The sequence below is a fragment of the Kitasatospora sp. NPDC034035 genome, from assembly GCF_055575755.1.
Genome location: NZ_JBVISA010000029.1, coordinates 51,584 through 77,813 on the forward strand (window position 1 = coordinate 51,584; position 26,230 = coordinate 77,813).

Annotated in this window: 23 protein-coding genes and 1 tRNA gene; 10 read left to right on the forward strand and 14 right to left on the reverse strand. The window is 70.5% G+C overall.

The window, feature by feature from the left end; genetic code table 11:
• Positions 1 to 52: 52 nt before the first annotated feature.
• The 4 genes from ACZ52J_RS32250 to ACZ52J_RS32265 all read left to right on the forward strand — a co-directional run bounded on the left by ACZ52J_RS32250 (position 53) and on the right by ACZ52J_RS32265 (position 6,009).
• Complete coding sequence (locus ACZ52J_RS32250; RefSeq protein WP_465623771.1) at positions 53 to 748, forward strand: FadR/GntR family transcriptional regulator; 696 nt, start codon at positions 53 to 55, stop codon at positions 746 to 748.
• 76 nt (positions 749 to 824) lie between these two features.
• Complete coding sequence (locus ACZ52J_RS32255; protein WP_465623773.1) at positions 825 to 1,037, forward strand: hypothetical protein; 213 nt, start codon at positions 825 to 827, stop codon at positions 1,035 to 1,037.
• Between the two features lie 114 nt (positions 1,038 to 1,151).
• Positions 1,152 to 3,959 (forward strand): ricin-type beta-trefoil lectin domain protein, encoded by a 2,808-nt coding sequence (locus ACZ52J_RS32260; RefSeq protein WP_465623775.1) that lies wholly within the window; start codon positions 1,152 to 1,154, stop codon positions 3,957 to 3,959.
• A gap of 1,063 nt (positions 3,960 to 5,022) precedes the next feature.
• Positions 5,023 to 6,009, forward strand: coding sequence for a tyrosine-type recombinase/integrase (locus ACZ52J_RS32265; protein ID WP_465623776.1), 987 nt, complete (start codon positions 5,023 to 5,025; stop codon positions 6,007 to 6,009).
• Positions 6,010 to 6,817: 808 nt separating this feature from the next.
• On the opposite strand, the gene ACZ52J_RS32270 is transcribed toward ACZ52J_RS32265, so the two are convergent.
• The 3 genes from ACZ52J_RS32270 to ACZ52J_RS32280 form a co-directional block, all read right to left on the reverse strand.
• Positions 6,818 to 7,501: a DUF6308 family protein gene (locus ACZ52J_RS32270; RefSeq protein ID WP_465623778.1), complete on the reverse strand. Its 684-nt coding sequence runs from the start codon at positions 7,499 to 7,501 to the stop codon at positions 6,818 to 6,820.
• Positions 7,502 to 7,705: 204 nt separating this feature from the next.
• The gene (locus ACZ52J_RS32275; protein ID WP_465623780.1) at positions 7,706 to 8,365 is read right to left on the reverse strand and encodes a hypothetical protein; all 660 of its coding nucleotides are present in this window, start codon (positions 8,363 to 8,365) and stop codon (positions 7,706 to 7,708) included.
• Between the two features lie 133 nt (positions 8,366 to 8,498).
• The gene (locus ACZ52J_RS32280; RefSeq protein ID WP_465623782.1) at positions 8,499 to 9,077 is read right to left on the reverse strand and encodes a DUF4240 domain-containing protein; all 579 of its coding nucleotides are present in this window, start codon (positions 9,075 to 9,077) and stop codon (positions 8,499 to 8,501) included.
• A 62-nt stretch (positions 9,078 to 9,139) separates the two neighbouring features.
• Here ACZ52J_RS32280 and ACZ52J_RS32285 point away from each other — a divergent pair, with 62 nt between their 5' ends.
• Positions 9,140 to 9,733: an HD domain-containing protein gene (locus ACZ52J_RS32285; RefSeq protein ID WP_465623783.1), complete on the forward strand. Its 594-nt coding sequence runs from the start codon at positions 9,140 to 9,142 to the stop codon at positions 9,731 to 9,733.
• 225 nt (positions 9,734 to 9,958) lie between these two features.
• Here the strand turns inward: ACZ52J_RS32285 and ACZ52J_RS32290 are convergent, their stop codons facing one another.
• Together ACZ52J_RS32290 and ACZ52J_RS32295 are read right to left on the reverse strand one after the other, a co-directional pair.
• Positions 9,959 to 11,122 (reverse strand): HEAT repeat domain-containing protein, encoded by a 1,164-nt coding sequence (locus ACZ52J_RS32290; protein ID WP_465623785.1) that lies wholly within the window; start codon positions 11,120 to 11,122, stop codon positions 9,959 to 9,961.
• Between the two features lie 111 nt (positions 11,123 to 11,233).
• Positions 11,234 to 11,665: a hypothetical protein gene (locus ACZ52J_RS32295; protein WP_465623786.1), complete on the reverse strand. Its 432-nt coding sequence runs from the start codon at positions 11,663 to 11,665 to the stop codon at positions 11,234 to 11,236.
• Between the two features lie 441 nt (positions 11,666 to 12,106).
• On the opposite strand from ACZ52J_RS32295, the gene ACZ52J_RS32300 reads away from it, so the two are divergent.
• The 3 genes from ACZ52J_RS32300 (at position 12,107) to ACZ52J_RS32310 (ending at position 14,446) form a co-directional block, all read left to right on the forward strand.
• The gene (locus ACZ52J_RS32300) at positions 12,107 to 12,724 is read left to right on the forward strand and encodes a hypothetical protein (RefSeq protein ID WP_465623788.1); all 618 of its coding nucleotides are present in this window, start codon (positions 12,107 to 12,109) and stop codon (positions 12,722 to 12,724) included.
• Entirely contained in the window at positions 12,724 to 13,326 is a 603-nt protein-coding gene (locus tag ACZ52J_RS32305) for a hypothetical protein (RefSeq protein WP_465623790.1), read from the forward strand. Before ACZ52J_RS32300 ends, ACZ52J_RS32305 begins: the two co-directional genes overlap by 1 nt.
• Positions 13,327 to 13,429: 103 nt before the next feature.
• Positions 13,430 to 14,446 carry a hypothetical protein gene (locus ACZ52J_RS32310; protein ID WP_465623791.1) on the forward strand — a complete coding sequence of 339 codons (1,017 nt, stop codon included), beginning with the start codon at positions 13,430 to 13,432 and terminating at the stop codon, positions 14,444 to 14,446.
• A gap of 396 nt (positions 14,447 to 14,842) precedes the next feature.
• Here ACZ52J_RS32310 and ACZ52J_RS32315 read toward each other — a convergent pair.
• The 7 genes from ACZ52J_RS32315 to ACZ52J_RS32345 all read right to left on the reverse strand — a co-directional run bounded on the left by ACZ52J_RS32315 (position 14,843) and on the right by ACZ52J_RS32345 (position 21,024).
• Positions 14,843 to 14,916 (reverse strand) — tRNA-Pro (locus tag ACZ52J_RS32315).
• Between the two features lie 137 nt (positions 14,917 to 15,053).
• Positions 15,054 to 16,343, reverse strand: coding sequence for an MFS transporter (locus ACZ52J_RS32320; protein ID WP_465623793.1), 1,290 nt, complete (start codon positions 16,341 to 16,343; stop codon positions 15,054 to 15,056).
• Positions 16,344 to 16,603: 260 nt separating this feature from the next.
• Positions 16,604 to 17,392: a DUF1684 domain-containing protein gene (locus ACZ52J_RS32325; RefSeq protein ID WP_465623794.1), complete on the reverse strand. Its 789-nt coding sequence runs from the start codon at positions 17,390 to 17,392 to the stop codon at positions 16,604 to 16,606.
• Positions 17,393 to 17,621: 229 nt separating this feature from the next.
• Entirely contained in the window at positions 17,622 to 18,491 is an 870-nt protein-coding gene (tesB, locus tag ACZ52J_RS32330) for an acyl-CoA thioesterase II (RefSeq protein ID WP_465623796.1), read from the reverse strand.
• A 214-nt stretch (positions 18,492 to 18,705) separates the two neighbouring features.
• Positions 18,706 to 19,317: an alpha-ketoglutarate-dependent dioxygenase AlkB gene (locus ACZ52J_RS32335; RefSeq protein WP_465623833.1), complete on the reverse strand. Its 612-nt coding sequence runs from the start codon at positions 19,315 to 19,317 to the stop codon at positions 18,706 to 18,708.
• Positions 19,318 to 19,499: 182 nt separating this feature from the next.
• Entirely contained in the window at positions 19,500 to 19,892 is a 393-nt protein-coding gene (locus ACZ52J_RS32340; protein ID WP_465623834.1) for a transglycosylase family protein, read from the reverse strand.
• A gap of 325 nt (positions 19,893 to 20,217) precedes the next feature.
• Complete coding sequence (locus ACZ52J_RS32345; protein WP_465623797.1) at positions 20,218 to 21,024, reverse strand: transglycosylase family protein; 807 nt, start codon at positions 21,022 to 21,024, stop codon at positions 20,218 to 20,220.
• A gap of 591 nt (positions 21,025 to 21,615) precedes the next feature.
• Between ACZ52J_RS32345 and ACZ52J_RS32350 the strand changes: the two genes are divergently transcribed.
• The gene (locus ACZ52J_RS32350) at positions 21,616 to 22,455 is read left to right on the forward strand and encodes a hypothetical protein (protein WP_465623799.1); all 840 of its coding nucleotides are present in this window, start codon (positions 21,616 to 21,618) and stop codon (positions 22,453 to 22,455) included.
• Between the two features lie 327 nt (positions 22,456 to 22,782).
• Positions 22,783 to 23,646 carry a hypothetical protein gene (locus ACZ52J_RS32355; RefSeq protein ID WP_465623800.1) on the forward strand — a complete coding sequence of 288 codons (864 nt, stop codon included), beginning with the start codon at positions 22,783 to 22,785 and terminating at the stop codon, positions 23,644 to 23,646.
• Positions 23,647 to 23,769: 123 nt separating this feature from the next.
• Here ACZ52J_RS32355 and der read toward each other — a convergent pair whose 3' ends face one another.
• Positions 23,770 to 25,224 (reverse strand): ribosome biogenesis GTPase Der, encoded by a 1,455-nt coding sequence (gene der, locus ACZ52J_RS32360; protein WP_465623801.1) that lies wholly within the window; start codon positions 25,222 to 25,224, stop codon positions 23,770 to 23,772.
• Positions 25,225 to 25,439: 215 nt separating this feature from the next.
• On the reverse strand, positions 25,440 to 26,153 hold the full coding sequence (gene cmk, locus ACZ52J_RS32365) for a (d)CMP kinase (protein ID WP_360500509.1): 714 nt from the start codon (positions 26,151 to 26,153) through the stop codon (positions 25,440 to 25,442).
• Between the last annotated feature and the right edge of the window lie 77 nt (positions 26,154 to 26,230).

Genomic DNA, 26,230 nt, shown 5'->3' on the forward strand with positions numbered 1-26,230 from the left:
CGCCCCTCGACCGACCATCACTCCCATGCCCGCACGCAGGAGGCGAAAGACCATGGCGGTGACCGACCGGGCCATCGAGAAGATCAAGGAGATGATCGTCTCCGGCGTCCTGCCGCCCGGCGCGAGGCTCCCCAACGAGGGGGATCTCGCCGACCAGCTCGGGCTGTCGCGCAACTCGCTGCGCGAGGCCGTCCGGGCGCTCACCGCGATGCGGATCCTCGACCCCAGGCAGGGCGACGGCACATACGTCTCCGGCCTGGAACCCCACCTCCTGCTGGAAGCCATGACCTTCGCCGCCGACGTCTCCCACGGGCACACGGCCCGCCAACTCCTCCAGGTACGGCGCCTGCTGGAGCCACAGGCCACCGCCCTCGCCGCAGGCCTGCTCACCGACGAACACTTGCGAATGCTGCGGGCCGTCCTCGACCGGAGCGCCGCGGCCGTCGGCATCGAGGAGTTCATCGAGCTGGACATCGAGTTCCACCGCACCATCGCCGACGCCGTCGGCAACCCCGTGCTGTCCACCCTGCTCGGCATCCTCTCCACCCACACGCAGCGGCTACGCATCGTGCGCGGTACGCACACCACCGCCCGCGAGCAGGCCCACCGTGAGCACGAGGCCATCTGGCAGGCGCTGGTCAACCGCGATGCCGTCCTGGCCGCCAGTGCCAGCACCGTGCACGTCGCCGCCGTCGAAGACTGGCTGGCCGCGGGCACCGGCTCGCTGGACCTCGGCACCAACGCCTGACGGCGACGTGCCGAGTCCCGCGCATCCGTTCTCCCGCCAGTGCGCACGACCCCTACTGCCCAGGACGGTCTGACACATGAAGAGCCGAACCATCCGGTCCACCCTGGCCGCCAACCCGGACCCCGGCGGCGTCCACATGCAGGCCGGCGGTGTGTTCCTGCAGCCGACCCTCGCACTGCTCCAGCAGAAGGGCCTGCTCAAGCCCGCCGGCCACCAGCTCCCCGCCCCGCTGGTCACCAAGGAGAACGTTGACGACCCGTCACTCCGGGCCAACCGTGCCACGGGCTGACCGAGGCGGGCCCCAGAACCAGACCAGCAGCCACCACGACAACGGGACGACGGGACTGCGGTCTGCGCACCACCAGTGATTGCTCCCCACCCACCCCCACTGAAAGGCCGCACCATGCGAAGTGCACCGGTGGTCAGGGCGATAGTCGCCCTGGCCCTTGGTACCACCGCCGCCGCCTGGTCCCCCGCCACGGCGACCGCCGCCACCACGACCACCGCCTGGTCCGGCGGCGCATTCTCCGTCGATGCCGCTAGCCTCGTCCGCGAGGCGAACATCGCCCTGGGCAGCCCGAACACCGCGGCGACCCAGTCGATGCCGCTGGGCAACGGCACTCTCGGCGCCGCGGTCTGGGCCGCCAACGGCTTCACAGCCCAACTCAACCGCGCCGACACCCTGCCCGGCCGCAAGTCCCCCGGCTGGCTGCAGATCCCCGGCCTGTCGCGGATCACGAACGCCGCCGACTTCACCGCCACCGTCGACCCGTACGACGGCGTGCTGCGCGAGTCCGGCGGCGGGATGAGCGCGACGATCTACGTCCGCGCCGACAAGGACGAGTTGGTCGTGGACGTGACCGGCGCCGACCCGAACACCGCCCAGTCCGCCACGGTCAACCTGTGGTCCGGCCGCACGCCGACCGCCGCGGTCTCGGGCGGCATCGCGACCCTCGCCGAGACCTGGGTCGACGACAACGCCACCACCGGCTCCGGCCGGACCTTCGGCTCGCTGGCCGCGCTCACCGCCGGCGGACGCAACGTCACTGCCACGGTCACCGACTCGCAGACCGTGAAGGTGAACTTCACCCCCAACACCGACGGCAGCTTCCGCATCCTGGTCGGCAGCCCGAGCTGGACCGGCGGCAACGCCGCCACCACCGCCGCCGCGCTGCTGGGCACGGACGCGGCCGCGAGCACCGGCACCCTCCAGGCCCCGCACCTGAGCTGGTGGCACGACTACTGGGCCAAGCTCGGCCTGGTGAAGCTCTCCTCGGCCGACGGCACCGCCAACTACCTGGAGAAGCTTCGCACCCTGTACTACTTCTACACCGCCGAGGAGTCCCGCGGGCCGCTGCCCGGCTCCCAGGCCGGCGTCGCCGACCTCTTCAACTTCTCCCAGGACACCCAGAACTGGTACCCGGCCGGCTACTGGTTCTGGAACCTGCGCGGCCAGGTGGCCGCGAACATCGGCGCCGGCGCCTCCGCGCTCAACTCCGGCGTGTTCAACCTCTACACCTCCAACCTGGCCAACATCCAGGCCTGGACCAGGACCTACACGGGCAACCGGCCCGGCATCTGCGTGCCGGAGACCATGCGCTTCAACGGCAACGGCTTCCAGAGCGACAGCGACCCGTTCGGCGCCGCCTCCTGCGACGACGCCCTGTCCACCTGGAACGGCCGGACCGTCTCCTCCGGCGCGGAGATCGGCCTGTGGGTCTGGCAGCAGTACCTGACCACCGGCGACCGGAACTTCCTCACCACCAACTACCCGCTCATGCAACAGCCCGCCCAGTTCCTGCTGGCGTACACGACCGTCGGAGCGGACGGCAAGCGGCACGCGGTGGCCAACGTCCACGAGAACCAGTGGAACGTGCAGGACCCGGTCAACATGGTCGACGCGATGAAGGCCCTCTTCCCCGCCACGATCTCCGCCGCCCAGGCGCTGAGCACCGACGCCACGCTGGTATCCCAGCTGCAGGCCGCGATCCCGCAGATCCCCGACTACCCGCGCACCGACGCCGCGACCCACCGGCAGAACCTCACCGCCGCCGCCGACGCCTCCGGCACCGACGTCCTCGGCCAGTCCTCCCAGCCCACCGCGCCCGTCTACAACACCGAGAACGACGACCTCGAAGCCGTCTGGCCCTACAACCTGATCGGCGACAACTCGCCGTTGCTCTCCCTGGCGCAGCGCACCTACAACAGCCGGGTCAACGTCCAGCAGAACGACTGGAGCTTCGACGCCGTCCACGCCGCCCGCCTCGGCCTGCCCGACCGGGTCGCCGCCGACCTGACCGCGCTCACCCAGAAGTACCAGACCTACCCCACCGGCCTGGCCAACCTGTGGGGCCAGTCCGGCGGCAGCGAGCCGTACATCGAGCAGGCCGCCAACGTCGCACTGGCGATCAACGAGGCCCTGGTCCAGGACTACGACGGCCTGCTGCGAATCGCTCCGGCCCTGCCACAGGGCTGGGACGCCGACGGCACCCAGTACATCCACGGCGGGAGCACCGTCTCCGTCCAGGTCCACGGCGGCGTCATCGGCACCGTCGGCATCCACGCCGGCTCCACCGGCACGATCAAGATCCGCAATCCCTGGCCCGGCCAGAGCGTCTCGGTCGTCGACGGCACCGACCAGAAGACCGTCATCGTCCGCCCCACCAGTGCCGGACAGTTCACCATCCCGACCACGGCCGGCAAGTCCTACCTGGTCCAGCAGGTGTCGGCCCCGGTCTCCGGCATGACGTTCAGCCGGCTCTCCGGCACACCGGCCACAGCCGCCAGCCACCTGGGCACCGTCCAGATCGGCCTGGACAAGACCACCGGCACCGGCCACATCACCGGCATCAACGGCCTGTGCGTCGACGACTCCGGAGCCGGCACCACCGACGGCAACCCCATCGTCGTCTGGGCCTGCAGCGGCACCGCCGCCAACCAGCAGTGGACCGTCGGCACCGACGGCACCCTGCGCACCCTCGGCAAATGCATGACCGCCCCCGGCACCAACCCCGGCAACAACACCCCCATCCAGCTGTACGGCTGCGTGAACGGGGCCGGCAACCAGGTCTGGCAGCCCCAGGCCGACGGCACCCTCAAGAACCCGCAGAGCAACAAGTGCCTGGACGACTCGGGCGCCGGTCCCGCCGGCACCCAGCTGATCCTCTGGGACTGCTCCGCCGCCGCCAACCAGATCTGGCACCTGCCCTGATCCCGACCTGACGCAACAAGGCCCGGGGTACCGACCAATGATGGTGGCCGGCACCCCGGGCACGCGTGATCCTCGATGCCGCACTCCTCGAACCCGACGACCCGGAACCAACCCGGACCGTCCTCGCCAAGACCGCCACCGAACAGGGCGCCGACGAGAGCGTCGAACTCGGCGAGGTCACCGGCCCCGCCCGGCAAGCCGTCCTCCTCAGCGGTAGGTCGAGTGCGCGCTCGAGTTGGCCAGCCGAGTCGGGTGCGCCAGCGGTTGATGCCCGACCCAGGATGGATGGCGGCACTGCCGCCGGGCTGGCTCTGGTGCTACGGCTCGACAGGCTGCGGACGCGCATCCTGGGAGTCTCGCGGGGAAGGCCCACGCCCTCCTGCAGGCTCCTGAGGGCGACCTGCCGGAGGTCGGGCACGACCCGCACGATGTCGTCGCCGAGTACCGCTGGCTTGGTCGCGGCTACGCGCAGCGGGTCGAGCCCGGAGAACAGGCGCTCAACCATGCCTCGTCCCGCGCCGTCCTGGAACTGGAGCGGACGGACGCCGGCAAGGCCTTCGCGGCACTCATAAGCTCCGACTCAGCGGGCACTTCGGCAACAAGTCCGCTGTGTTCCTCAACACGGGCCGCACGCTCCCACCACCCGCGCACGACCGGGGTCCTCGGCACTGGACGCGATACTCCGGATCGAGTGGCTGGTGACGTGGTGTCCCCAGCCCGGAGCGCCAGTGCCCGGTGCGCAGCCACCTCAGACAGACCCCGATGCCCTCGTCACCGCACCCGGGACCTGCCAGCCACCTGCGGGCCCTCACCGCGAGCCGCAGGTCAGGGCCCCAATTCGGCGTTGGTGATCGCATGGTGGTCGCAGGCGAGCGTCGGGGCAGTGCCCCGGTAGCCTCCGCGGGTCGACCAAGGGACCAACTGCCGCAGGAGGCTGGGGAAGTGCGCAAGTCAGGACGGCCGGGCCGGGTCTACCGTCGGTGCGGATGCCGCGACGCCGACCGACGGCAACTCGGAGCGTCGTGTCCGCACCTGGCCGAGGAGGGGCACGTGGACGTTCGCCGTGGACATCCCTTCACTCACCGGCCACAGGCGCACCGTGCGCCGTGGCGGCTTCGAGGATGCCTTCGCCGCCGAGACGGCGCTTCGGCGCTTCCTCGAAGGGCGCCAACTGGGCTTCGACGCCGACCCGCACGAGACGGTGGCCGCCTACCTCACCAAGTGGCTCAAGGGCATGGAGTTCCTGCTCAAGCCCACCACCTACGCCCGCTACCGCACCTACGTGCTCTGCGAGTTGATACCCGTGTTCGGCAAGCTGCGCCTGGAGGAGCTCGCCCACGACCACATCGCCGCCTATGCCCACGAGCAGCTCGAAGCCGGCCGCGGACGCCAGGCCGTCTACCACTGCCTCGCCACGCTCTCCAGCGCCCTGGGCACGGCCGTGCGCGCCCACCGCCTGCCCTTCAACGCCGCCCAGCCCCTGCCCATGCGCAGGCCCCGCCCCGACGAACGCGTCCCCTGGACCGCGGAACAGGCCGTCGCGTTCCTCTCCCATTGCCGCAACGTCGACCCCGCCTTCGCCGACCTCTTCGAGGTCATCATCGGCACCGGCCTGCGCAAGGGCGAGGCACTCGGTCTCCAGCGCCTGTGCGTGCGGCTCGACGACCGCGTCATGTACATCCGCCACACCCTGTCCGCCGTCGACAACCACGAACTCGTCCTGACCGCGCCGAAGACCAAGAAGAGCCGCAACTGGGTCCCCCTGTCCGACCGTGTCGCCGCCGCCCTCCAGCGCGCCATGACCCGCAGCACGGCCACCATCAACGGCCACGTCTTCCAGGGCCCCGACGGCAAGCCCCTCCACCCGGCCGCCGTCCGCCGGCGCTTCCACGAACTGCGCGAACAGGCCGCACTGCCCCACGTCACCATCCACGACCTGCGCCACCTCGCCGCCACCCTCGCCCTGGAGGCAACGTCTCCATGGCCGTCATCTCCAAGACCCTGCGGCACTCCACCCTGTCGACCACCGCGAATATCTACAGCCACCTGACCTGGGACGTCGCCAGAGCCGCCGTGAACACCATCGAAGCAAGGCTCCACCTCGTCGAGGCCCGCACCCAGTGCGGCCGGGACATCACCGACCTCGACGTCGGCTCGCCGAACCCGCGGTTCAGCCACGCGGCCTGACCAACGCACCCCTGAGGTCGGCTCAGCGTTCCGAGCCGCCCCGGCTTCCAGGGCCGACAAATGCCCGGGATTCCCGGCTCATAACTGACACCCGATAAACGTGCGGCCCGTCGCGACAGACGACGCCGCAGGTTCCACCGGCATGCCCGTTTCCCGCGTATCCGGGCCCATTTCTGCGCCGACGAGGCGACCGGTCCGCGATCGGCCACACGCGGATTCCCGGATGGGTGAACAAACGCCCCGCTACGGCCGGGTCGCAGGGGCCAGGCCTGTGGAAACGCGCCCAGCAAAGGTCGTGTGAACGAGCGTTCACGACCACCTTGCGACCACCAAAGGAAAAGGCCGTTCCTATCATTTCGATAAGAACGGCCTACGACCTGCGAAAACGCTGGTCGGGACGACAGGATTTGAACCTGCGACCCCTTGACCCCCAGCGGTCGAACGGGAGTCTGACTGATGTTCACCAGTCCGAATCGTGCAGGTCAGGGCCTATCTCGTCCCCCCTCCATGACGCCTGATACCGCCTCATGACACCCAGTCCGTGAGAGGTGCGTGAGAGGGACATGAGCCGCAGCGAGTTTCCTCACTGCGGCTCAGCTGTGAGCGCGAGAGATGCCGACGGACCTCTGTGGTCTCTCCGATTACGCCTCCCCACAGCTACCCGAGAGCGCCTATTCGTGCTTGCCGAGATTCCACGCCACGACATCGAGGATACGCAGCAGTGTGACGTCTTCCGGGGCCGCTGAGGCGAGGGTCCTCCATTGTTCCGGCTGCGATTCGAGGTCTTCGGCCATGGATTCGGCCAGGAGTGTGAAGAACTCTGCCCAGGTTCGCTTGGGATCAGGCTGGATGGGATGGTCGCCCGTGGCACCGCAGTAGCAGGCATAGACCTGGGTGTCGTACAGCGGAATGAACAGCGGCCGCTTTCGGTGCAGGATCTTCATGAGGATGGTTCCGCCGACTCCTGGCACACCACCAGCCCGATCGAGGACCCCAGTCAACGTCTCGAACAACTGGCGGTGGCTCCCATCAGCAACGGCCGCCTGGAGGGTGAGACCCTCGGGGATACAGGCGAGGCCCACTTCGAGCTCAGGACGCACCGCCTGCAGACTGAACATCGCCTTGATCGTCGGGCCCACGTTCAGCGGCAGCGGGGCCAGCAGATCCCCATCATTGAGTTGGTTCGGGCCGCTTCCCGTATCCATGCGGTCGTACACAGGGTAGGCATACGGCTTCCCGCCTTTCACCGCGGCGGCCGCTGCGTTTGCCTTCTCATCGAAATAGGCGCCGATCCACTTGCTGGCCGAGGCGACGGCGATCCGGTGACCACCGACTCTCACTTCCCGCTCGCGCACAGTCGCCCCCTCCAGTCGACGGGGCCACTCGCTGCCGCAACGTGGCGGGCCCCGCCCAGACCCAGGCCGTCTCGGTATCCCACACGATCGTAGTCGCGCCCCGGAGGAAGCACAGGTGGATGCGCTCAGTCGAGCTGCGGCCACGGCCGACCACCGAGTCCGGTCAGGCCCAAGTCGCGGTACTCACTTTTCCGTCCCCGGTTCCTACGTCGTGGGGTAGCCGATCTCGGCGATCTCCTCGGCAAGGTCCGCGAGGGTCAGCTCGGCGTTGAGGGCACGGACCACGTCATCGGTGAGCGGCCTCAGAGCACAGATATGCCGGACGGTATCCAGGTCGACCGGGACCTCGTAGTAGTCGGCGGCGAAGCTGGCGTACGCCTCCGGAGATCGGTCGGCGAGGAGCCGGAACAGCCAGTCGGCCCCGTCGGGGTCGACATGGCCCTCCGGGAAGTCGATCTCCCCCGTCTGCCAACTCTTGTCAGTCGTCCTACGCCACAGGCAGGCCGTCACCGTCGGTATGCCGTCGTCGTTGAACGCGGGTTCCTCGACGGACGACCGGAACTCTTCGGGAACAGAGTCCACCACGCCCTGCCACACTCCGTCCTCGGCATAGGGGCTCATCGGCGACTCGTGGTCAAAGCCCCGGATGTACCCACCGGCCGGAGCGAAGACGATCGAGTACTCGTCCCCCGAACCGTTGCGCATCGACGCCAACTCCTCCGTCGGCGACCACTTCGCGTCGAAGGAGTAGTAGCGCGAGGACCAATCGGGACCGAGGATCGCATCCAGCATCGCCAAAGCCCGGCAGTGGTCCCGCAGGACGTCGGGATCGGGCAGGAAACGGGCGACATCGTTGACGGTCATGCCGACCATCCAAGCGGACACCAGTGACAACCCGCACGGTCGCCACCAAGCCGCCACACAAGGGACGTCGGCAAAACCACCATGACAGCAGCCCTATCCCGGGTAGCGACACCATTCGAGGTACTGACACGTCTCAGCTGGCGGCTGCGCCGAGGTAGAGGGCAGCCAGGCGGGGAAGGCGACGGTGCATCTCGTCAGCGTCGTCGAAGTCGAAGTCCTCGCCCATGTCGGACTCCAGCTCCGCATCCAGATCCTGCCCGGCCCGATGGCGCTTCCACGCCTCGTGGAAGGCATCGGCGTCACCCGTCAGGCGCTTGAACGTATAGCTGGCCGCGTAGTTCACGTCCTCGTCGAAGATCACGTAGTCGTCACCCCGGGCCGCGGCCTCGATCACTGCGGGGTGGTCCGCCAGATCGTCCGGGCGAGCGGCTGCCAGCTCGTACCAGTCCCGCCCGAGAGCAATCAGGCCGGCCCGGAAGTCCATGAAGCTGTCATCCGAGCAGCCTCCCCCGATGAGATAGGCGGCGGCCCACACGTCCCAGCGGTACACGGCGCCGTGCACCTCGTCGAATCGCTCCTGGTAGGCGAGGATCTCCTCCTGCGAGAGCCCCGCCAGCTGGTCGACCAACGCCTCGGCGAACGCCTTACCATGCGGACCGCTGCTTTCGGCCCGCGCTGCCCCAACCACATTCCAGAACCCGTCGATGTCCATAACCATCCACCCTTGCAGCAGGTTCCGACATTTGAGGCCTACCGTGTCCCGAATGACCCCCAATGCACTGCAGCGAGCCCTCACCCTGCCCGGCGACCCCGTACTGCGACCCCTCCCGCGCCAGGTCGCGGTCCTCCTCGAAGAGTTGCAGGGCCCCACCCAGGCTCGCGGCCCATCTCCGGGCCGTCCACGACGTCGCCCACCGACTGGCTGACTGGGCCGAACAGCACTACCCCCAGCTGGACTTCGACCGGCACGCCGTCCTCTTCGGCGCCGCCACCCACGACATCGGGAAGATCCTGCACCCCGAGGAGCTCTCCCAACCCGGCTCCGCACACGAGGAGGCCGGCCACGACCTGCTGATCGCCAAGGGAGTCACCGAGGAACTCGCCCGCTTCGCCCGCAACCACGCATCGTGGAACGCCCCCGGCGTCAGCACCGACGACCTGCTGGTGAGCCTGGCTGACAAGGCCTGGAAGGGCAAGCGCGTCACCGACCTCGAACAACTACTGATCGAGCGCCTCTCCGAAGCCAGCCACCAGCGACCGTGGGAGGCGTTCGTGGCACTCGATGATGTTCTCGACCAAATCGCGCAGGATGCCGAACGCAGGCTGGCGTTCCAAGCCGAGCACCCAGTCGCTCCGGGCATCGGATGAGCGCCCGAGGCACTGCCGCATGCCGCACACCTGTAACCTCTCCGCCAGCCTGGTCGGGATCGATGCCAGCAGCGGAGGATGGCAGGTGAAGACCGTGGCGATCACGCTGATCCGATCCGCAGATGACATGGGCGCCGCCGCCTGCCCGGGTTGTGGGGGTACCAGAACTCAGCCCCCGCCTCCGACTACCAGCAGGGCCGTTACGTCTGAGCTCTTCACGCTTCGTCAGACGTCGGCGGCCTGGCCGGGGTTTGCCAGGAGGACCCCGAAAGAGACGCGGTCGGTCGGTAGGCCAGCTCTGCGCAGCCATGTGATCTTGTTGCCGATGTTGCCCCAACAGTCGTCCTTGGCCGCAATGGCGCTGAGGAGTTGGCGCTGAGCGTCGGTGAGGGCCGCCTCGCTGGCGTTGCCGTCCGGAAAGGCGCGCAGCAGGAGCGGTCCCCAGTCGCGTTCGACGGTGAAGTCGTTGGCCATGGGCATCAGAGCCAAGGCGGCGTCGAGGATTTCCTCCAGGGTGGTAGTGCGGGCGAGCAGGGCGTGGAGGAGGGTGAAGCGGAACCAGCCGTCGAGTTGGGGCAGCGGTTCGGCATCGAACCAGTGGTCCGCGGCATGCGGGTCCGACAGTGCCTCCAGAAGGACGGCGATGGGACGCGGGTCGTCGGCGGGGAGCGGGGCAAGGGCCGCGCAGGCGCGGATCGCCGGATCCGGGTCGGTGAGCAGGTCGCTGGTGTCCTTCGCCCAGGCGACGAGGGTCAGAACGGCCACAGCGCGCTCGCGCCGGTCCCCGCTTGTGGTCAGGGTGGCGCGAAGCCGCTCGGCGGCGTCGGGTATCCGGTCGCGGAGCTCGGGAGCCTTGAGAAGGTGGCCGGCGGCGCCGACGGCAGCCTCCCGAACGACGGGGGCGGAATCGGCCAGGTAGGGAGCCACCGCCTGGTGGATCGCGGGGCGGGCGGCGCGGCAGGCCGCGATGTCGGCTGGTTCGTCGTACTCGGGATCCTGCTCGCGGTCGTCGTAGTAGCCGACCGACTCGGCGATCGCGCCCAACCACTCCAGCAACGCGGCGCGCAGGGGGCGGACCCGGTCGTCCCACGGGTACTCGCTCTCGTGCGCGGCCAAGGTGCGCGGATGGTCGAGAATGCCGGCGACGAACAGCGCGACCGGCGCGATACTGCTGTAGAGCGAGCCCTGGTGGAGGACGGACATCTGCAGCTGGCCCAGGGCATGGGCCTGGACCTCCGGGTCGTCGTCCAGCAGGCCGACCAGCAGGGTGGGTGTGTCCTCGGCCGACCCGTATGCGTGGCTCAGCTCCGCCCATGGTGTGTCGATCAGGACGGTCTTGGGGTGCGGGACCGATTCGATGCCGGCGGGTGGCTCGCCAGGAGTGTTCATGGGCAGCAGTGTTGCGGGCGGGACTGACAGGCGGTCGTCCTCCGTGGATGAAGTTCGATCGCTCCGTTGTCGGCAGTTGGGGCTGCAGCAGGCTGTTCGATGGCGGCCCGCCTACAGGGACATGCCGCAGTACAGGCCGCGCTGCCCGGCGTCGCAGGCGAGATCGGCCAGCCGCCGCAGGAAGTCGGCCATCAGCTCCTCGTCCTGTCCCGCGCCGTCATCGGTGCGAGTCCACGCGGAGGCGGCCTCCTGCAGGCGCCCGCTCGTGGCGATGGCGAGCGCGTCGCGAAGCCTGTCCGTGAGCGAGACCAGCCAGTGGCCCTCGTGCTGAGGATCGCTCAGCAGTCCGCAGAAGCGTGGGTCGGCTTCCACCTGATCCTCGGGGACTCCCGTCAGGTACGCCTCGACGGCTCCGAGGAGCAGGTAGGGATCGGCGCCCTTGAGACCGACCGTGCCGAACGGGTCGTCCATGCGGCCGTCCTCGAAGACGCCCAGGGCCTGTGCGTCGTCGGTGGCCGCGTAGTAGTCGTAGAGGTTTCCCATGGCGTGATCGTCCCAGGCGCCAGTGACAGGTAGCTGCCGGCGTCCGGGCTCAGCCGCCCCAACGGCCCGGGAGAAGCCGATGGGTGCGGCCTGTGGCTGACCACCGGCGTCTTCACCCCCGCCTCGAACCGCACAGCGATCACCGCCAAAGTCGCCGACGCGCTACACGCTCAAGGCCTGTCCCCGACTGAACCTCACCCGGGACTGCTGAGGTTGGACCCGCTGGATTGGCGCAAGCGCCTGCCTCGGTAGCCGATCGCATGCACGGTCTGCTGTGTTCGTCACCGGCCATGTCGTGTCCGGCGCCCGGCGTTACATCCCAATCGCGGCTGCCAGCACTCGGCACGGGGCCCGGAGCGCCCCGTAGGTTCGCAGCTGCCCGCCACCGGTGGCGCTGATATTCGGCGGCGCACAGGGCAGGTGTCCGCGACACTGGGCCCGGTGATCGTCATACACCCCGTGCTGGAGACTGGCTCGCTCCCCGACTTCGAGTTCTGGCCGGTCGCCGAGCAACCGCCCTACCACCTCACCCCGCTGAACGGCACGCTGAGCGATGAGCAGGTCGGCACGGCGATAGCCACCATGGCCGGCTACAACTCCAGCCGGGTCGACGACCACCTGACCGACCCGGCCGACGCCTTCCTGAGCTCACTGCTGCACGAGGAGGGGTTCGTCGCCCCTGGCGGGCTCCGCGTCCAGGACGCGGGCACCGGCGCGACGCTGACGCCCGGTTGCTGCTGCGGACTGGAGGACTGGCACGGATGGCTGGAGATCGCCGACGGAGGCGAGCTGTGGCTCGGCCACGACCCGACACCATGGGCCGAGCAACTCGGCGACACCGTCCGGCTCCACCCGGACGGCGAGCACCCGGGCCCGGTGATCGACATCGCCCGGACCGAGCTCCCCCGGCTGCTCGCCGGAGTCCAGCACGACCTCGCCAACTTCCTCCTCCTGGTCGCCGCATGGGCCGAACAGAACGCACCCCAGTCGGCGCAGGCACTGGGCAGCGCGTTCGACCGGTCACTCGACATCACCGCACCACTGCGAAAGCTGAGCTGATGGCGAGCTTCCTGACGCACCGCCGACTCGTGCTTAACCGCACGCTTCCGGTACGGCGACGCCACGCGTCACTGCGTACCTGCCTCACTCTGTACGCCCCGTACGGCTTCCGCTCCACCTACCACCACCTGACGGTCAGCGCCGCGATACCACGCGACCTCGACGCCGATCCCGACTCGCTGGAACGCGCGGTGAACGAGCTCCACGAGGCCCGCCTGCTCCGGCTGGCCGAGGACGCCCGGTACGCCGAGCGGCGGCGACGCGAGAAGCATGCCGGTCAGCGGGTCCCCCGACGCCCGGGCACCTGGTGGCACCGCCACGGGCGGCAGAGCTGCTACCAGCTCGATCCGCTCTGCCATCCAGCCATGGCCCTGCCCGAGTTCGTCCGCCGCCAAATCAGCCTGGCGAACGGCGAAACACTGCCCGGCTGCGCGGATGCGGCAGCCGCCGCCCCGCCATCTCTCGTTCGACCGGCCACGGGTTCATCGACCTGTGCCGCGACTGCGGAGCGGTACAGCGCTCGTGTGCCTGCGACCAGCCTCACCACCTCCACCCTCTCGAACGGGACCTGTGGCCGCGCCTGTGGCGCAGGGAGCACATGACCCACGACGGCCTGCCCAACCCGCACTGGCCCGGTACCGTCGAGGACCGGATCGCCGGCCTGCAGCTGTGGAGCTCGTCACAGCCACCAACTGGGAGGCTCGGATGAGTGAACTCGCCTTCTTCGCCCAGGTGGTGGCCCGAGGCACAGTCCACAGCCTGGACTGCAGCTCCACGCCCGACGAGGTCACCGCCCGGCTCGGCGAATTCGGGGAGAACCTTCGGCACAACCTGATGTGGCGCGACTACGGTCTGGTCGAGTTCACGTGGGAGCGGCCCTCCAGGAACGAGCCGTGGCAGGGCTGCCGGTTCACCGTGCAGTGCCACCGCCTCGACCAGGGACCCACGCCCGTGCCTACCTTCGCTGACCTCCGAACAGCCCTGGCGGAGCTGGATTGTGAAGTCGAAGAGATCACACCCCTCAGCAGTGACCTCGACGAGTACTGGCAACCCGAGAGCCGAGTGGCCATCCTCGTCGACACCCGGGACGGCACCCTGCACCAGATCACCGGCCCGGTTGCCCCCGACTACGCGGACCTCCGCCGAGGGCTCCGCTCGAGTCGGGCCGAGCGCGACCAGATCCGCCATCTTCTCGACGCCTCCGACGAGGACCGGCTGCGCTGGATCAGGCGCGACCAACCCCACGGCGCCGCACGACCGGCCTGGTGGACGGGAAAGCTCGCAGTGATCGGCGGGATGGTCTCCGCCACTCCGGACAAGCAGTTCCCCTGGGCCCGTCTGCTGCTCTGGATGATCCAGCAGAGCAACGAACTGGAAGTCTTCGACCACGCCCAACGCGCCGAGCGCATGGCCGCCCTCTCCGCCAACCTGCGCTGGCACCTCGGCCCGGACCAGCTGGCCGACCTCCTGCCCAACGCCGACGAGGTGGTCCGCGCCTGCCTCGACGCACTGCCCGGGGGCCGGACCGGTCGACTCACACCGCGTCAGACACCTGCTCAACTCCTGTGCACCACTTCGGGACCAGCTCCGCGACGCACTCCTGCGTCACGAACTCGACCGACTGCTCACCCTCACCCACCGCACGTGGTGAAGCCAACCGCGCGACACCCTCCACCATCCCCGGGGCGGGCCTGTCACACCCGGCTCGAGGTGCGGGTCTGACGCCGCACCAGGAGCGCTGCCCCCATCGCGCCACCCCTTCAACGAAGGCAGCTGCGGCTGCCTCATCGCCGCCCAGCTCGCCAGTCGCTTGGACAGCTGCCGGACCTGCTGGCGCGCACTTGATCGATCGCAGATGCGTCAAGTGCGAACCCTACGGGCAGAATCGCCGATCACGGCGAGCGACCATCTAGCCCATTGCAGTGATCGAAAAATCCGACATAGAGGAGAAAGAGCGCAGATGGTCACCGCTAACGGCGTCGAGCAGGGGCCAGCCTCGCCCTTGAACCGTGAAAACCGTGAGACGAATGTGAGAGGCAGGCCCCAGGGCACGCCGAAGGCCGCTTCCTCGTGAACGAGAAAACGGCCTCTGACCTGCGACAATGGGATGAACCCTTGTCGGGACGACAGGATTTGAACCTGCGACCCCTTGACCCCCAGTCAAGTGCGCTACCAAGCTGCGCCACGTCCCGTGGTCTCGGTGCCTGCAGCGGGGCCTGGGGGGCTCTGCTGTGGGCTTCTCGACCTTGTCTCCGGCTGTCCCGGCGACGTGGAAAACAATACAGCACGTCGGGGGGTGCTCGCTGCCAGGTTTGAGGGGTGGGGTGGGTCAGGGGGTCGGGTGGCGGGCGTCGTAGGCGAGGAAGGCGGGGCGGCGGGCGGCGAGGAGGAGCACGGCGGCGACACAGGCGAGGCCGCCGCTGATCACGGAGGTGGCGGGGTTGGTGAGGGCGGCGACGGTGCCGGATTCGAAGTCACCGAGGCGGGGGCCGCCGGCCACGACGACGATGAAGATCCCTTGGAGGCGGCCGCGCATCTCGTCCGGGGCGGCGACCTGCATCATCGTGTTGCGGAAGATCATGCTGATGGTGTCGGCGCAGCCCGCGACGGCGAGCAGCAGGAGGCCGAGCCAGAGGTTGTGGAGGACGCCGAAGGCGGCGATGGCGAGGCCCCACGCGACGACGGCGGCGAGGACGGCGACGCCTTGGCGGTTTACGCGGCTGACCCAGCCGGAGAAGAGCGCGCCGATCAGGGCGCCGACGGCCGGGGCGGAGACCAGCAGGCCGACGGTGCCGGCGTCGCCGCCGTAGAAGGTGACCGCGATGGCGGGGAAGAGGGCGCGCGGCATGCCGAAGACCATGGCGGCCAGGTCGGCGAGGAAGCTGGTGCGCAGGTTGGGTTGCTCGCGCAGGAAGCGGAGGCCGTCGAGGACGGAGGCGCGGCCCTTGCGGTCGCCGAGCGGGCGCATGGCGGGTAGGCGCCACATCGCGTAGAGGGTGCCGGTGAAGGCGACGGTGTCGAGCAGGTAGGCGGCCTGGGCCCCGTACGCGCCGATGAGGACGCCACCGAGCATCGGGCCGATGGTGAGGCCGAGGTTCATGCTGACGGTGTTCAGGGCGTTCGCGGCCGGGAGCTGGTGGGTGGGCACCAGCCGGGGGATCATCGCGGAGCGGGCGGGTGAGCTGAGGGCGAAGAACCCGGCCTGGACGGCGACGGCCGCGTAGAGGACGGCGACCAGGCCGAGGCCGGCCAGGGCCTGCGCGGCGAGGATCGCGGAGACGACCGCCAGGCCGCCCGAGCCGATCAGACCCAGCCTGCGCCGGTCGACGGTGTCGGCGATGGCGCCGCCGTAGAGGCCGAAGGCGACCAGCGGGACGAGGGAGAAGATGCCGACCAGGCCGGTCGCGAAGGCGGAGCCGGTCAGCTCGTAGACCTGGACGGAGACGGCGACGGCCGCCATCTGCTGGCCTATGGAGGAGACGGCCTGGCCGAGCCAGACCCGGCGGTAGTCGACGTGGTCGCGCAGCGGGCTGAGGTCGGCGAACGCCCGCCGGTACCACGGCGCGGCGGTGGCCACCGGGTCCGCCGGCAGGTCGCCGGCGGCCACGGCGTCGGACATCGCGGCACCTGCGGCTGCGGCGCCGGCGGCCGCAGCGACGGGTGCCGATGCGCCGCCCGCCGGGTCAGGCGCGGGCTCGGCGGCGGGCGGAGCGTCCGCCGACGCGGCGGAGATGGAATGTTGATCGTTCGACATAGTCCTCCATGCTCCGCCCCGCCCCCGGCTGCCCCCGCACCGGGGCCCGCCCTCGACACCGCTGAGCCGACCGGCCCCCGTTGCCGCGCACCCGTCGCCACGAGCCCACGGTCGCACCCGCCGGTCTACCGGCTCAGCACCTGCTTCTCCCCCGCCTCCACCGCGAAGTCCAGCCGGTTGCCCGGCGGCGGGAACGGGCAGATGAAGTGGTCCGAGAAGGCGCATGGCGGCAGGTAGGCCCGGTTGAGGTCGAGGACCGTACGGCCGTCGGCGTCCGGCGCCGGCAGCGTGATGAAGCGGAAGCGGTAGCTGTCGATGCCGCTGCCCGCGTCCGCGATCACACCGCTGAGGCGGTTGCCCGACCGGCTGACGGTCAGCGTGCGGTGCTCGCCGGCCACGGTGAAGGCGATCTGCCCGGTGACGGCCAGTGGACGCTCCTTGCCGTCCGCGTTCGGGACCACGACCGACCGGGCCTCGTCGTCGAACGGGGTGAAGATCGCGGGCACGGCCCACTCGGGTGCGTACGCGTAGGCGGAGATGCCGGCGAAGGCGGCCCGGCGCGGCGCCGCCGGGTCGAAGACCCGCAGGGCCAGTTCGCCTTCACGCTCGATCGGGACGAGCAGCAGGTCGCCCAGGGTCGCGGTGTCGGCAGCCGGGTCGCTGTCCGGGCGCAGCAGCAGCTCGCCGTCCACCGGCCCGTCCGTGCCCGTGACGGTGATGCCGTCGCCCGCCTTCGCCCGGCCCCGGACGCCTTCGGTGTCGGCCCACCAGTGCCCGGGCAGGCCGGGGATCTCGGCGGGCTCGGGCTCCAGCCAGTGCGTGCCGGTGAGTGCGAGCTGGCCGTGCGGCGAGCTCACGGACGCCGCCCGCCCGTCGCTCCAGTGCTTCCAGTCCTCCGCGGCCGTCGCCGTCATCGGTCCACCCTCCCGGTCGGTCCGCGGACGGCCCGCCGTTCGGGCCGCCCGTCTCCTCATCCACAACACCGCCCGCTCGGACGGATCATTCCCACCGGTCCGAAGCCGCCGAAACGCAACACGGCGGCGACGCACCGACACACCGCACAACTCGGAACACACACCACGGATCACGATGACGGATCACGGGTCGCGAAGCACGGATCACGGATCACGGATCACACGACGCCTACCCGTCCCGGCGCTGCAGCGGCCGGAACAGCCCCTCCTGCATCACGGACACCACCAGCTGCCCGTTCCGGTCGAAGATCTGCCCGCGCGCCAGGCCGCGCGCGCCGTGTGCGATCGGGGATTCCTGCTGGTACAGCAGCCAGTCGTCCGCCCGGAACGGCTGGTGGAACCACATCGCGTGGTCCAGCGAGGCCATGTCGAAGTGCCGCTCGCCCCACAGCGGCTCGACGGGGGCGCGGACGGCGTCCAGCAGCGTCATGTCGCTGGCGTAGGTGAGGGCGCAGACGTGGATCAGCGGGTCGTCCGGCAGCGGGCCGTTGGTGCGCAGCCAGACGCCGCTGCGTGCCTCGACGCCGACCAGTTCCTCCTTGGTCCAGCGCAGCCGGTCGACGTAGCGGACGTCGAAGGGTTGGCGGCGGCTGATGAACGGGGGCAGTTCGCCGAGCCGGGAACCGACCTCCTGCAGGGCGCTGGGCAGGTCCTCGGGGGCGGCGACCTCCGGCATCGGGTACTGGTGCTCGATGCCGCCCTCCTCGGGTCTGTGGAAGTCGGCGGTGAGCGCGAAGATCGACCGGCCGCCCTGGATGGCGAGCACCCGGCGGGTGGTGAAGGAGCGGCCGTCCCGGATCCGGTCGACCTGGTAGACGATCGGCACACCGGGCACCCCGGGGCGCAGGAAGTAGGCGTGCAGTGAGTGGACGGGGCGTTCGTCCTCCACCGTGCGGCCCGCCGCCACCAGCGCCTGCCCGGCGACCTGGCCGCCGAACGTACGCTGCAGTGCCTCCTCGGGGCTGCGCCCGCGGAAGATGTTCAGTTCGATCTGCTCGAGGTCGAGCAGATCGACAAGGTCGTCGACGGGGGTACCCATGAGCACGCTTCCTCTCCGGACTCCGATCCTTCCGGATGCGGACTCCGATCGAATTCTCCAGCTCACTCGAATTCTCCGGCGACCCGGGTCATTCCCGCTCACCGTGTCCAAGTCGCCATTTCACTCGAACGAGTAAACGAGTCGACGAACAGCTGACGGAAACCGCCCGATCCCTCCCGGGCACGCGTCCCTACGCCCCAGCCCCGCCGCGCCCCTACGCCCCCAGCCCCGACTCCCGCACCGTGATGTTGAGCCGCCCCACCAACCCCAGCTCCGGCTCCGCCGTCCCCGGCAGCGTGCGCACCACTCCGTGGTACGCGAACCGGGCCGGGCCGCCGAACACCAGCAGGTCCCCGCTGCGCAGCTCCAGGTCGGTCCACGGCCGGGTCCTGGTCTCGGTGTTCCCGAGCCGGAAGACGCAGCGGTCGCCGAGCGAGAGCGAGACCACGGGCGCGTCCTTCCGCTCGTCGCGGTCCTGGTGGAGGCCCATCTTGGCGCCGTGCGGGTAGTGGTTGACGATCGCGACGTCCGGCTCGTACGACGCGGCGCCCGCGATCTCCGGCAGCACCTCTCCGTACGCCCGGGCGACGGCCCGGCGGGCGAGGCTGCCCAGCTCGGGCGGGAACGGCTTGACGGGCACGCCGTCCTCGGCGACCCGCCGGTACCCGTAGGGGTACCAGTGCCACCCGAGGCTCACCATCCGTACGGACATCATCCCGCCGGTGGGCATCCGCACCGTGTGCAGACCGGCCGGCGGGCGGGCCCACTCCCGGCAGGCGGCGATCAGGCGCAGCTGCGCGTCGAGGTCCAGCCAGCCGGGGAGCAGGACGGCGCCGGGAGCGGGCTCGAGGCGCGCACGCGCGCCGGTCCCGGAAGTCCCCGCATCCGCCGGGTCCCCCGAACCCCCGGAATTCCCCGAAGCGCTCGAGGTTCCTGGGGCCCCGGCTGCCCCGGGCAGGTCACCGAACAGCTCGCCCTGGATCACCCCACCATCCTCCCGCACCTCCCCTACCCGGGCCCAGTCCCGGCCCCAACCCCGGGCCCACCCCCGGGCCCACCCCCGGGCCCGGCACCGCCGCCCCGGGCTGCCCCGCCCCCGAGCATCCCCAGTTCCCGCGCACAGGAAGGCCAGGCCTCCCACCCCTGCCGCCGTACGATCTCCTCGCCCACGGTCGTCTGCTCCCGCCGACTCGCGTGGTCCGGTCGGTCGGCGAAGCGCAGGCCGTCGGACTCCTCCCAGGTGGAGGGCCGGATCTGCAGCCCGCCGTAGTAGCCGTTGCCGGTGTCCGCCCGCCAGTCGCCGCCGCTCTCGCAGTCGGCGAGCTCGTCCCACACCAGGTCCGCAACTCGGACGGCAGCGTCGGCCCGCACGGCACCCATGGCAACCGCCAGCACCAGCATCACGGCGGCACCACCCCGGACCACAGCCCGACGGCGACCTATCGCTTCATCACGCGAATGCGGCATGGCAGCCGAGCCTAGGCACGCCAGGCGCCACCCGCCACGAAACGCCGACGGCCGCTCCCCCACTCGGCGGAGTACCCGCGCGAGGGAGAAGCGGCCGTGGGAGCCGGAGCCGCTGGCACATCCGAGCAGCCGGTGTCAGCCGCTCACGAGGCCTCAGGACTTTTGAGTCTCAGGACCGTGGAGTCTCAGGACCTCCGAGCCTCAGCAGCTCGGATACACAGCAGCCCGGTTACACAGCTCGGATACGCAGCTCAGATGCTCAGATGCTGAGGGTCTGACCGGGGAAGATCAGGTCCGGGTTGCCACCGACGACCTTGGCGTTGTTCTTGTACAGGTCGTGCCAGTCCAGGCCCTGCGCGGCGGCGATGGAGCTCAGGGTGTCACCGGACTTGACGGTGTAGTTGCCCTTGGCCGGCTTGGCGTCGTTCGAGCCGGTCCATGCGTCGGCGCCCTTGTCGGCCTTCGGGGCAGCAGCCTTCGGGGCAGCAGCCTTCGGGGCAGCAGCCTTCGGCGCGACGTCAGCCTTGGGCGCGGCAGCGGCCTTCGGGGCCTGCGCCGGCTTGGCGGCCGGGGCGGCGGGCTTGGCAGCCGGGGCGGCCGGAGCGGCCGGCTTGGCGGCGGTCGAGCCGGAGGTGGCGCCCGCCGAGGTGTCGACGGCGGCCGGGGCGCCGCCCTTGGTCAGACCGGCCTTGACGGAGCAGACGGGCCAGGCGCCCGGGCCCTGCGAGGCGAGGACCTTCTCGCCGATGGCGATCTGCTGCGCCTTGGTGGCCAGGTTGGCCTGCGAGGCGTAGGCGGTGCCACCGAAGGCGGCCCAGGTGCTGGAGGTGAACTGCAGACCGCCGTAGAAACCGTTGCCGGTGTTGATGGCCCAGTTGCCACCGCTCTCGCACTGGGCGACAGCGTCCCAGGTGGAGACCGAGGCGGCGGAGGCCGAGGTGGCCGTGACGAGGCCGGCCACCGGCAGGGCCGCGACAGCGGCGCCCGCCACGACAGCCATCCGAACGCGGTTGCGCTTGGTGGCGGTGGAGGTGGTGGCAGCGGCGTTCTCGTTACGGAAAGTCATGAGGTTCCTCTCGACAGCCCCGGGCGGACATGCGGAACCAGACCCCGTGAGGGGCCGCGTTCGCTTGCCGCGTCCGTCGGGCGGCCGTGCACGTGTCGGACGTGCCGCTGCCGCCCCGGCCACCCAGCCACTCGCCGACGACCTGTTCGAGCGATCGCGTCGGCGGGCACCGGCCGCACCCGGCGGACCGGGGGGCTGTGCGTCGGGGGTGAACCCGGGTGGCGCTCGTTGCGCCGACCAAGAAGCTACGAGCCGGTCGCCGGGGATTCCAAAACTCGAACGGTCTGCCCAGCTCAGCCAAGGGTTACCGGCGGTAAGACCAACACAATCATGTCTGAAATGTCGGATTTGGCCATTGATTCCTAGATCAAACACCCCCGCCGCGTGACTCACCTCACCGCTTCATTCCGGCAGTCCCGTCACCGACATCGACAGATTGCGACCACGAGAACACGCATCGCGGTCGGATAGGGGGCAATTCCCGTCAGCCTCGACGGGCACCCGTGACGCCTGACACAAGGGCCCGTTGGTCATGTCGACCTCCCCCTGTCCGCCCCCGAAGCCCCATCCGCATCCATCCGAGGAGACCCTGTGCCGCGCATGCTCGACGTCAGCGACGAGGTCCGGTCCGAGATCGGCGACGACGAAGCCGACCGCCTACTGGGCGGCGACCGCGCCCCCGACAGCTACGAGTGCACCTCCTGCCGGACCCCCGGTGACACCCATGTGGAGCCCACCAGCACCGTGCTGTTCGTCGGCGACGAGACCGCCGTGCTCGCGTTCGCGCACGCCCGCTGCATCCCCTCCCAGGTGGTTCCGGTCTCCGAGGCGCAGCTGGTCGGCGCCGTCCGCAGCATCAGCCAGGCCCAGACCGGCGCCCCGGACCTCGCCCTCCCCACCGCCCCGGCACCGGGCCCGGCCACCCCCGCCGAGTCCGCGGCCCAGTCGCCCGCCCCCGGCCAGGCCGCCATCCTCGGCATCACCTGCGGGCTCGTCCTGCACGGCAAGGTCGGGCACGCCTCGCTGGTGGTCGAGCCCACCGGCCCGGTGGGCCGCCCCGGCAGCACCTCGGGCGAGGACGAGTTCCTCGACCTCCTCCAGGACGCCGGCTTCCAGCCCGTCACCAACCTGGACGAGACCCCGGAGCAACTGGCCGGCTGGTCGGTCCTGGTCGCGATGGGCAAGCTGCACGCGATCCTGCAGCCCGCTGCCGCCGGTGGCAGCACCGGCTGGTGGCAGGCGCACCAGCCGCTCCAGGTCACCGACGCCTGGCGGATGGCCGCGAGCCAGCTCTCCGAGGTGACCATGTACGCCGTCCCGGCCGGCATGGTCGGCCGCCAGCCCCGCGAGGACCTGCTGCGCCAGGCGCTGGAGCGGGCGGTGGCGCTGGGCCAGGTGGTCGCCGCCTCCCTCCCGCTCGCCGGCACCTGATCCGCCTCCTCCCCTCTCTACGCGCCGGACGGCGGCCGCCTCCACCTCGGGCCGCCTCCGGCGCGGGCTCGCGCCCCGTAGCCCGGCGCACCGTGCGCATCCGCGTCGCCCCACACCGCGCGCTTCCCCCGCATGAGCCGCTCGCATGGAACGCAACACATGAGCGCCACTCATGAGGAGCTCCGCACCGCACATGAGCATCACTCATGGGCATCGGCATATGAGCATGACGCATGGGCGCCGCACATGAGCAACATGCATGGGCGCCCCTCGCATGAGCGTTGCTCATGGGCCCCGCACCTGAGCAGCACGCATGGCGCCCCCCGCATGAGCGCCCCGCATCCCCCGCCCCTCTCGCTCGTTGGCCCCTACGTGTACAGCTACGACGTCTCCGCGTCTCCCGGCCGCTCCGCCAGCGCCCCCCGCTCGATCCCGGGCATGCGCCCGTCGTACGACGCCGAGCACCCGCACTCCATCACGCCGATCTACGACGAGCTGTACTCCGAGTACCGGCGCCTCTTCCGTGCGCTGCCCGGCGACCGCTCGGGCGAGGAGGACCTGGCGTTCACCGGCTTCGCGGTCCGCGACGGCTACCCCCTGCTCGGTGAGCAGCGTCCGCACCCGCCCCAGCACCAGGCCTTCCACACCCTCGCAGGCCAGATGCCGGGCCTCCCGCAGTTCCTGTCGTCCCAACCGCACGGCACGGGCTTTGCCTCCGGCCACAACGGCGGCCACCACAGCGGGCACACGGGCAGCCACCAGCACAGCCACCACAGCCACACCGGCAGCCACCACCACGCCGGGCACCACACCGGAACCCACACCGGGCACCACCCCGGAGCCCATGCAGCCCACGCGACCCACCCCAACCCCGCCGCCACCAGCAACGGCCTCGGCCACACCGCCCCACCCCCCACTCCCGCCCCCACCTCCAACCCCAACCCCGCCCCAAACTCGGTCCAACTCGCCGGCACACCACCCCAGTTCACCAACGGCCAAGGCTGGATCGCGGCCGGCTACCTCGGCCCGCTCCCGCACCCGGTGTCCGTACCCGCGCCCGCACCGCCCGCGCCACCCGCACCATCCCCGGTGATGGGTACCGTCACCGGGCTCGCCACCACCCCGTCCACCGGCGGCCGCCACCGCCAGATGCTCTCCCTCCCCCCGGGCCGCAACGGCGATCACCACTGACACACCGCCCCACCGGCGCACAGAAACGCCGAAAGGCCCCGCCACCACCGTGACGAGGCCCTCCAGCCGTAGGTCCGTCGCCCGACTACGACGACGTACTACCGGACGTACTTACTGCTGCTACTACTTCCTCTTGCGCTTCTCCCGGACCCGCACCGAGATCGAGATCGGCGTCCCGACGAAGCCGAACTCCTCACGCAGCCGGCGCTCGATGAAGCGCCGGTAGCCGGCCTCCAGGAAGCCCGAGGCGAAGAGCACGAAGCGCGGCGGACGGATGCCCGCCTGGGTGCCGAACAGGATGCGCGGCTGCTTGCCGCCCCGGATCGGGTGCGGGTGGGCGGCCACCAGCTCGCCGAGGAAGGCGTTCAGGCGCGCGGTCGGGATGCGGGTCTCCCAGCCCTCCAGCGCGGTCTCGATCGCCGGGACGAGCTTCTCCATGTGCCGGCCGGTCTTGGCCGAGACGTTGACCCGCGGGGCCCACTGCACCTGGACGAGGTCGCGCTCGATCTCGCGCTCCAGGTAGAAGCGGCGCTCCTCGTCCATCTGGTCCCACTTGTTGTAGGCGACGACGACGGCACGCCCGGCCTCGACGGCCATCGAGATGATCCGGGTGTCCTGCTCGGCGAGGGTCTCGCTGGCGTCGATCAGGACGACCGCGACCTCGGCCTTCTCCAGCGCGGAGGAGGTGCGCAGCGAGGCGTAGAAGTCGGCGCCGGCGGTCAGGTGGACCCGGCGGCGGATACCGGCGGTGTCCACGAACTTCCAGGTCTTGCCGCCGAGTTCGATCATCTCGTCGACCGGGTCGCGGGTGGTGCCGGCCACCTCGTTGACGACGACGCGCTCCTCGCCGGCGACCTTGTTCAGCAGGCTGGACTTGCCGACGTTCGGTCGGCCGATCAGCGCGATGCGGCGGGGGCCGCCGGGGGCGCCGTCGCCGAAGGTCTGCGGCGGGGCCTCGGGCAGCGCGGCCATGACGGCGTCGAGCAGGTCGCCGGAGCCGCGGCCGTGCAGGGCGGAGACCGGGTACGGCTCGCCCAGGCCGAGCGACCACAGGTAGGCGGCTTCGGCCTCGGTGGACGGGCCGTCGACCTTGTTGGCGCACAGGACGGTCGGCTTGCCCGCCCGGCGGATGATCTTGATCAGGGCCTCGTCGGTGTCGGTGGCGCCGACCTTGGCGTCCACGACGAACAGCACCGCGTCGGCCTGCTCGATGCCCAGCTCGGCCTGGGCGGCCACCATGGCATCGATGCCGAGGACGTCGATCTCCCAGCCGCCGGTGTCGACCACCTTGAAGCGGCGGCCGTTCCAGGTGGCCTCGTAGGTCACCCGGTCACGGGTGACGCCCGGCTTGTCCTCGACGACGGCCTCGCGGCGGCCGATGATGCGGTTCACCAGGGTCGACTTGCCGACGTTCGGGCGGCCGACCACCGCCAGCACCGGCAGTGGGGCGTACTCGGCGCCGTCGAAACCGTCGACGGCGTCCATGTCGAAGCCCTCTTCGGCGGCAAGGGCCATGAACTCGGCGTAGTCGGCGGCGTCCAGCCCACCGTGATCGGCGGCGGAGTGCTCTGCGGTCATGTTCGTCTGTTCCGTTTCCCGGCCCGGCCCTTCCCAGGGGCGTGCCGTGCGTACCTGCCCCGTTCGGGGCAGCGCGATGGTTGTCTCCGCGGCGCCTTGGCGGCCCGCGGTTCACTCAGTGGCCGGACCGACGGCAGTCGGACCGGCAGTACTTCACACCGACAGTGCTTCCCGCCGACAGCGGTTCAAGCCGACAGCGGTCGGACCGGCAAGGGTCAGACCGAGGACAGCCCGGCCCGCTCCTCCACCAGCGCGGCGATCCGGTCGATCACCTGCTCCAGGGTGAGGTCGCTGGTGTCCACCAGGACCGCGTCCGTGGCCTGGGCCAGCGGGGCCGTCTCCCGGGAGGAGTCGGCGGCGTCCCGGCGGGCGAGATCGGCGGCCATCGCGGTGATGGTCGCCTCGTCCACGCCCTTGGCGCGCAGCTCGGCCGCACGACGCGCGGCCCGGGCCCCCTCGGACGCGGTCAGGAAGACCTTGACGGTGGCGTCCGGGAAGACCACGGTCCCCATGTCCCGGCCCTCGGCGACGATGCCCCGCTCGGCGACCTCGGCGCAGCCGCGCTGCAGCTCCACCAGCCGGGCCCGCACCGCCGGCACCGCAGCCACGGCGCTGACCTGCGCCGTTACCTCGGGGCCGCGGATCGGGCCGGAGACGTCCTGGCCGTCCACCGTGATGGTGGGGCCGTCGGCGTCCGTGCCCGACACGATCACCGGCTTGCCGCACGCGACGGCAACCGTCTCCGGGTCGTTGACGTCGACCTCGTTGGCCAGCATCCACCAGGTCATCGCCCGGTACATGGCGCCGGTGTCCAGGAAGCTCAGGCCCAGCCGGGCGGCGACCGCCCGCGAGACGGTCGACTTGCCGGAGCCGGAGGGTCCGTCGATGGCGACGACGACCGGGGCGTGCGCTCGGTCGGCAGTGTCCACGGGGGCGAACCTCTCTCTGAGCATGGGCGCCGAAGCCTGCACAGGCGGACGGCCGGGGATTGTCTCCCTCAAGGTTA

What these genes read in the sequence shown, in the direction of transcription:
- ACZ52J_RS32340 (WP_465623834.1), bottom strand. Translation starts at nt 19,892, where the DNA reads ATGCTGGTGCTGGCGGTTGCCATGGGTGCCGTGCGGGCCGACGCTGCC.
- ACZ52J_RS32310 (WP_465623791.1), top strand. Translation starts at nt 13,430, where the DNA reads ATGAGTGAACTCGCCTTCTTCGCCCAGGTGGTGGCCCGAGGCACAGTC.
- der (WP_465623801.1), bottom strand. Translation starts at nt 25,224, where the DNA reads ATGACCGCAGAGCACTCCGCCGCCGATCACGGTGGGCTGGACGCCGCC.
- ACZ52J_RS32290 (WP_465623785.1), bottom strand. Translation starts at nt 11,122, where the DNA reads ATGAACACTCCTGGCGAGCCACCCGCCGGCATCGAATCGGTCCCGCAC.
- ACZ52J_RS32305 (WP_465623790.1), top strand. Translation starts at nt 12,724, where the DNA reads ATGGCGAGCTTCCTGACGCACCGCCGACTCGTGCTTAACCGCACGCTT.
- ACZ52J_RS32320 (WP_465623793.1), bottom strand. Translation starts at nt 16,343, where the DNA reads ATGTCCGACGCCGTGGCCGCCGGCGACCTGCCGGCGGACCCGGTGGCC.
- ACZ52J_RS32285 (WP_465623783.1), top strand. Translation starts at nt 9,140, where the DNA reads ATGCACTGCAGCGAGCCCTCACCCTGCCCGGCGACCCCGTACTGCGAC.
- ACZ52J_RS32280 (WP_465623782.1), bottom strand. Translation starts at nt 9,077, where the DNA reads ATGGACATCGACGGGTTCTGGAATGTGGTTGGGGCAGCGCGGGCCGAA.
- tesB (WP_465623796.1), bottom strand. Translation starts at nt 18,491, where the DNA reads ATGGGTACCCCCGTCGACGACCTTGTCGATCTGCTCGACCTCGAGCAG.
- ACZ52J_RS32255 (WP_465623773.1), top strand. Translation starts at nt 825, where the DNA reads ATGAAGAGCCGAACCATCCGGTCCACCCTGGCCGCCAACCCGGACCCC.
- ACZ52J_RS32250 (WP_465623771.1), top strand. Translation starts at nt 53, where the DNA reads ATGGCGGTGACCGACCGGGCCATCGAGAAGATCAAGGAGATGATCGTC.
- ACZ52J_RS32325 (WP_465623794.1), bottom strand. Translation starts at nt 17,392, where the DNA reads ATGACGGCGACGGCCGCGGAGGACTGGAAGCACTGGAGCGACGGGCGG.
- ACZ52J_RS32275 (WP_465623780.1), bottom strand. Translation starts at nt 8,365, where the DNA reads ATGACCGTCAACGATGTCGCCCGTTTCCTGCCCGATCCCGACGTCCTG.
- ACZ52J_RS32355 (WP_465623800.1), top strand. Translation starts at nt 22,783, where the DNA reads ATGAGCGCCCCGCATCCCCCGCCCCTCTCGCTCGTTGGCCCCTACGTG.
- ACZ52J_RS32260 (WP_465623775.1), top strand. Translation starts at nt 1,152, where the DNA reads ATGCGAAGTGCACCGGTGGTCAGGGCGATAGTCGCCCTGGCCCTTGGT.
- ACZ52J_RS32295 (WP_465623786.1), bottom strand. Translation starts at nt 11,665, where the DNA reads ATGGGAAACCTCTACGACTACTACGCGGCCACCGACGACGCACAGGCC.
- ACZ52J_RS32345 (WP_465623797.1), bottom strand. Translation starts at nt 21,024, where the DNA reads ATGACTTTCCGTAACGAGAACGCCGCTGCCACCACCTCCACCGCCACC.